Genomic DNA, 6,124 nt, shown 5'->3' with positions numbered 1-6,124 from the left:
GTCTAGGGCTTCAAACTGCAGGCGAGCTTGCAAGCCGTGGAGAACTTGAGCCAGGGCATCGGCAAAGGGGCGAGTAGCCAGTACCTGTTCTTGGGCGCGACGGACGCGGGCGGCAGCCACCAGACGCATCGCTTCGGTAATTTTTTTGGTATTCTTGACCGTCTTAATGCGATCGCGAATTGCTTTGAGATTGGCCATAACGAAGAACGATGAACGATCGAATTGAAATTAAAAATTGAGAATGGAGGGTGTGTCGCAAAAGCGCAATTCTCCATTCTCAACTTGGCGAGCTTTTAGCTAGAAACGAGGAAGGTTTGCTTAAATTCGCTGATACCTTCTTTGAGTAGCGTATCGGCTTCTTCCGTTAGCACTTTCTGGCTTTTAATAATTTCGCCGTACTTGGGTTTGCTGGTGCGTAGGTAATCCCGCAATCCGGTGGTGAAGTCGGTGATTTTTTCCAGGGGAATATCGTCGAGGTAGCCGTTGATACCGGCATAGACGATCGCCACTTGTTCGCTTAGGGGCAGGGGTGAGTTCTGGGGCTGCTTGAGGATTTCCCGCAGGCGCTGACCCCGAGAGAGTTGGTTCCGAGTCGATTCGTCCAGATCGGAGGCAAACTGAGAAAAGGCTTCGAGTTCATCGAACTGGGCCAGTTCGAGCTTAATTTTACCCGCCACTTTCTTGATGGCTTTAGTCTGGGCGGCAGAACCCACTCGCGACACGGAAATACCGGGGTTCACGGCCGGACGCTGACCGGCGTTAAACAGATCGGAGGAGAGGAAGATTTGCCCGTCGGTAATCGAGATTACGTTGGTGGGGATGTATGCGGATACGTCACCAGCTTGGGTTTCGATAATCGGCAGGGCGGTCATGCTGCCTTCGCCGAGTTCCGGACTCAGTTTCGCCGCCCGCTCCAGCAAGCGAGAGTGGAGGTAAAACACGTCTCCGGGATAGGCTTCCCGTCCGGGGGGACGACGCAGCAGCAAGGACATCTGACGGTAGGCCTGAGCTTGCTTGGAAAGGTCGTCGTAAACCACCAGGGTAGCTTTGCCCTTATACATGAAGTACTCAGCTAAGGCTGCACCGGTGTAAGGAGAGAGGTATTGCAGGGTGGCCGGGTCGCTGGCGTTGGCGGCGACGATGATGGTGTAATCGAGCGCACCACGATCGCTCAGGACTTTGATCACCTGGGCGACGGTGGACGCTTTTTGTCCCACGGCGACGTAGACGCAAATCACGTCCTCGCCTTTTTGGTTGAGGATGGTGTCGATGGCGATCGCCGTTTTACCGGTTTGTCGGTCGCCGATAATCAGTTCTCGCTGACCCCGACCGATGGGAATCATCGCGTCGATGGCGGTAATTCCGGTTTGCATCGGTTCGTACACCGACTTGCGATCGATGATACCGGGGGCGGGAGATTCGATCAGGCGGCTTTCGTTGGTGTCGATGTCGCCTTTGCCGTCGAGGGGACGACCTAGCGCGTCTACGACCCGACCGATGGTGGCTTCTCCCACGGGCACTTGAGCAATTTTACCGGTGGCGGTGACGGAAGACCCTTCTTGGATCTCGTTTCCGGCCCCCATTAGCACGGCCCCGACGTTATCTTCTTCGAGGTTGAGGGCGATACCGATAGTTCCGTCTTCAAATTCGAGCAGTTCTCCGGCCATCGCGTTTTCCAGGCCGTAGATGCGGGCGATGCCGTCGCCGACTTGCAGCACGGTACCGACGTTGGTGACTTTAAGGTCGGCATCGTACTGCTCGATTTGCTGCTTGATAATGCTGCTAATTTCGTCTGGTCTGATCGCTGCCATAATTTTGTCCTTCGTTCTTTATCCTTCTTCAGTGACTTTGAGGTCTGCGTCGTACTGCTCGATTTGCTGCTCGGTCGTGCTGCTAACTTCGCCGGGTCCGATCGCTGCTATAGCTTTGTCCTTCGTTCTTTATCCTTCTTCCTGAGGAAATCGCCCCAAAAATTAATTTGCGCGCGTTAGCTCAAGTTCACCGCAAGGCGGCGCAGTTGTCCTCGCAGACTTGCATCGAGAACTTGCGATCCGACTTTGATAATCACGCCGCCGATGATATCGGGGTCGATTTGAGTTTCGATTTCCACTTCCCGCGCCCCGGTCAAATCTTTGACTTTAGATTCGATCGCATCTCGTTGAGAACCGGTCAACTCCACCGTCGAGGTCACTTCGGCAAGGACGGTTTGGTTGCGTTCGCGTAGCAGCGACCGATACCGACGACAGACTTCGTCGAGAAACAAAATCCGTCCCCGATCGACAAGTAGCATCAGAAAGTTGAGAGTCGTCGGGTCGATTTCCGACTCGGCGACCCGTCGCAGGACGGCTTTCTTATCGTCGGGGGCGATGATGGGATTATCTAAAAACGCCTCTAGATCTTCTGACTCTTGCAGGAGTTGCTGCAAATCGGCCATATCTCGCCCGATGCGATCGGCTAAATCGCGATCGTCGGCGATCGACATCAAGGCTTTGGCGTAGGGATCGGCAATTTGGGCCCCCATAGCACCACTTCTCATCCCTTACCTCCTAGCAATGCGATACTACGATCGATGGATTTTTCTTGGGCAGATCGATCCATACGTTCTTTAAGCTGGGCTTCGGCGCTCTCGATGGCCATTGCCGTCACTCGCGTCCGTAACTCGGCGATCGCCCGCTCTCGATCTGCATTTAGATCTTGACTTGCTGACGCTTTCATGCGTTCGATTTCTTGCTCCGACTGTGCCATAACTGCTTCTTTTGCAGATTTGGCTCGTTCTTGAGCTTCCGATCGAATGCGCCCGGCTTCGGCTTGAGCTTGGGTTAACTGTTGTTGGGCATCGGAGAGGGCGACTTTTGCCGCTTGTGCCCTCTGTTCGACTTCTTTGATGCTCGTTTCTATATTCGCCCGTCGTTCGCCCAAGGCTTTGGTTAAAATACCTCGACCGAAATAGACGAGTACGCTAATAATAATGGCTAGGTTAACGATGTTGGATTCCAATAGATTGAAATGGAGTCCAAACCCTTTTTCTTCTGTTGCTAGCCACAAAAATGTTTCCATTTTCGCCTTTATATCCTTTGTGGTTTTTTGACCGGGGCGCGAGTTACCGCCGATGTGGCAAATCGACCCTGGCGATCGCTGATTTGTCGAGTTCTTAACCCAAAAGTTTTTCGAGCATCTGGTGGCTGAGGGCGCTAACTTCCTGCTCTAAAGACTGCATCGCTGCTTCTTTTTCTCGAGCAATTTCCGCAGCCGCTGCTTCTCTAGCTTCTTGTGCTTCCTTTTGAGCTTCAGCTATTCTGCCATTAGAAATTTCTTGGGCTTCACTTTGGGCGGCAACCACGATGGCTTGAGCTTCTTTGCGAGTATCCGCTAGCTCTTGCTCGTATTGCCGGGCCAACTCTTCAGTTTTTGCCAAACGTTCTGCAGCCTCTCGATCGTTACTGCGGATGTAATCGTCGCGTTCGTCTAGAACTTTGGTCAGCGGTTTGAAGAAAACCGCATTCAAGATTGCCGTCAACACTAAAAACTGCACTGCCATTAAAGGCAAAGTTGCATCAAAATCAAACATCGCTTTGCTCGGAAATACAAGAATTTAAAAAGAAGCTACCCCCAGTCCGGTGGGTTTAGCCGTTTTTGGGAGGAAGGGTAACTGGTCTTGAGTGCACCAATTACCCCGAACTCGCTGATGGATGTTTTATGCGAATGGGTTGGCAAATAGCAACACTAGAGAGATAACCAAGCCATAAATCGTGAGCGATTCCATGAATGCTAGGGTTAGCAGTAGGGTTCCGCGAATTTTTCCTTCTGCTTCCGGCTGGCGGGCAATTCCTTCAACGGCTTGACCCGAGGCATTTCCTTGACCGATACCAGGGCCGATAGCGGCCAGACCGACGGCAAGAGCGGCGGCCAAAACGGAAGCAGCAGCAACTAATGGATCCATGACTGTATTTTCCTTACTGTATTAAGTACAAAACAAAAACCGAACGAATCGAAAACCATAGAAGGTGCGATCGTTCTGCTCGCCCTAAAGTGGCGAGTACGAGCGCCCGAACTCTGGTGCGAGTTTAATCGTGTTCTTCTTCACCGTGACCTTCGAGGGCTTCGTGAATGTATGCCGCCGCCAAGGTGGCAAACACTAACGCCTGAATGGCACTGGTGAACAAACCTAGCATCATCACTGGAATCGGGACGAACAGGGGAACCAGCAGCACCAAAACGGCAACCACCAGTTCGTCTGCCAAAATATTCCCGAACAGACGAAAACTCAAGGAAAGGGGCTTGGTGAAATCTTCTAGAATCGCGATGGGTAGTAGAATCGGCGTGGGTTCGATATACTTAGCGAAGTATCCCAAACCGCGCTTTCTAAACCCGGCGTAGAAATACGCCAGCGAGGTTAGCAACGCGAGGGCTACGGTTGTATTGATGTCATTGGTGGGGGCTGCTAGTTCTCCTTCGGGTAGCTCGATGAGCTTCCAAGGGATGAGGGCACCAGACCAATTGGACACGAAGATAAATAGAAATAAAGTCCCAACAAACGGTAGCCAAGGTCGATATTCTTTCTCTCCGAGTTGGCTTTTTGCCAGATCGCGCAGAAATTCCAGGGCGTATTCCATGAAATTTTGGATACCGCTGGGGATTCTCTGAGCGTTCTGGGTTGCCAGAACCGAAGCGCCTACTATCAGGGCGATGACAAACCAGGAAACTAGAAACACCTGTCCGTGAATTTTCAGATTCCCAATATGCCAATATAAATGGTTGCCGACTTCGAGTTCGGCAATTGGGAGAAAGTTAAAGGTGTTTAAAACATCCAACATTGTCGATTTAGGAGGATTCCTCAAAACTCGAGGATTGGGAGTCACCAGAGGTAGAAAACTCTGGTAGAAGCGTAATGCGCACCGTGTAAACGATTAGGGTGACTTTATAGGTCAAAAACCCCAGAAATATCGGCAAAATTTGCAGTCGATCGAGTTGGGTTGCGAAGATAATCGCCCCAACGAAAACCGCAAACCGAGCTTTGCTTACCGATGGATCTTCTGGACCGAGACGATCGACGTTTCTTGCCAACAGTCTCAAGTACACCAGACCCGAAAATGCCCCGATCGCGTAGTTCAAAGCGATATTGAGGGAGTAGAACATCCACACCGCCGCGAAGATGAATCCCGTCAATAACAGCGTTACCCCGTACAGCTCTTGCTTGAGCTTTGCGTAATCTTCCATTCCCCGAGCGATTTCCTCGCTCGAGGGAAACCTCGAGGATGACTCTGATGTCGTTGCTTCTTCAACAACAGCTTCAGATTTGACAGAGGGTTGGACGGCGGTTGTCCGGACTCCCGCAACTTCCGATCTCCGAAAGCGTGGATAGTAAGACTCAGACTCTGTACGATCGTCGGGAGGAAGCATAGTGTTTAACGCGACAAGGGGTAGGAGCCGATTCGATCGAATTAGAATCCGGCTCGGGTCGATGGACGCGGTCAAACCCATCGTGGTGCGCGGCTTGGACTTCCCAAGCCAGAAGTCATCTTATCATGAAGCGGAAACAATACTTAAAAAAAAATAAATCTTCCCGATCGGCGATCGAGTCTCTAGATCGACTCAGAGAAGGGGTTATGCAAAAATGGAGTGGAATGCTTGCAAGCCGTGAAATTTACTCAATATTTATCTTGATAATTTCGGGCGAGAAACCGTCAAGTTTTGCTAAAAACCTGCCAGGACTACAGTTCGATCTCCATCAAAACTGTTTGGATCCCACAACATAAGTTCTCTCTTCTTTTTTCTGTTTTTAGTTTTGAATTTTTTATAGCTTGCCAAGATTTATATAACTTCGTAGCTGAGAATAAGATCAATAAAAAACGAAAAATTTTAAGTCTTCGGATATTCTTAAAACGATGCCCGAGAGGTTCTAGTCTTTGAAATTAGATTTGCAAGAAGAAAATCATCGACAAACCCCTTTCTACACCATCGATTTCTTGTCAAAAATTTCTAGGAAGGCAAGGGGGAGTAAAAAATCACCGATTTTTCGTTTCCATATTCCGTTTGATCTCCCCCTGCTGTCTGATGTCCTAATTTACGCCAGCGGGTTTGCCATCTAGCTTAATGTTTGGGTAATATCCTTCTGGCTTATCCG

General features: G+C 50.4%; 8 protein-coding genes. All 8 read right to left on the bottom strand.

Features of this window, described 5'->3' with window-relative positions; all coding sequences use genetic code 11:
- Positions 1-198 (bottom strand): F0F1 ATP synthase subunit gamma (locus IQ235_RS16095; RefSeq protein WP_264322456.1); only part of this gene is annotated, 198 nt, incomplete at its 3' end.
- Positions 199-293: 95 nt separating this feature from the next.
- Complete coding sequence (gene atpA / locus IQ235_RS16090) at positions 294-1,811, bottom strand: F0F1 ATP synthase subunit alpha (protein ID WP_264322455.1); 1,518 nt, start codon at positions 1,809-1,811, stop codon at positions 294-296.
- 176 nt (positions 1,812-1,987) lie between these two features.
- On the bottom strand, positions 1,988-2,536 hold the full coding sequence (atpH, locus tag IQ235_RS16085; protein WP_264322454.1) for an ATP synthase F1 subunit delta: 549 nt from the start codon (positions 2,534-2,536) through the stop codon (positions 1,988-1,990).
- Positions 2,533-3,057, bottom strand: coding sequence for a F0F1 ATP synthase subunit B (locus IQ235_RS16080; protein WP_264322453.1), 525 nt, complete (start codon positions 3,055-3,057; stop codon positions 2,533-2,535). Before IQ235_RS16080 ends, atpH begins: the two co-directional genes overlap by 4 nt.
- Before the next feature lie 94 nt (positions 3,058-3,151).
- Positions 3,152-3,568 carry a F0F1 ATP synthase subunit B' gene (locus IQ235_RS16075; protein WP_264322452.1) on the bottom strand — a complete coding sequence of 139 codons (417 nt, stop codon included), beginning with the start codon at positions 3,566-3,568 and terminating at the stop codon, positions 3,152-3,154.
- Positions 3,569-3,694: 126 nt separating this feature from the next.
- Complete coding sequence (gene atpE, locus IQ235_RS16070) at positions 3,695-3,940, bottom strand: ATP synthase F0 subunit C (RefSeq protein WP_264322451.1); 246 nt, start codon at positions 3,938-3,940, stop codon at positions 3,695-3,697.
- Positions 3,941-4,064: 124 nt separating this feature from the next.
- A complete protein-coding gene (gene atpB, locus IQ235_RS16065) occupies positions 4,065-4,814 on the bottom strand; it encodes a F0F1 ATP synthase subunit A (protein WP_264322450.1) in 750 nt (249 codons plus the stop codon).
- 7 nt (positions 4,815-4,821) lie between these two features.
- Positions 4,822-5,400: an ATP synthase subunit I gene (locus IQ235_RS16060; protein WP_264322449.1), complete on the bottom strand. Its 579-nt coding sequence runs from the start codon at positions 5,398-5,400 to the stop codon at positions 4,822-4,824.
- Positions 5,401-6,124 lie beyond the last annotated feature (724 nt).

The organism is Zarconia navalis LEGE 11467 (genome assembly GCF_015207075.1).
Taxonomy (GTDB): Bacteria; Cyanobacteriota; Cyanobacteriia; order Cyanobacteriales; family Geitlerinemataceae; genus Zarconia; species Zarconia navalis.
This window is presented reverse-complemented; position numbering and strand designations above follow the sequence as displayed.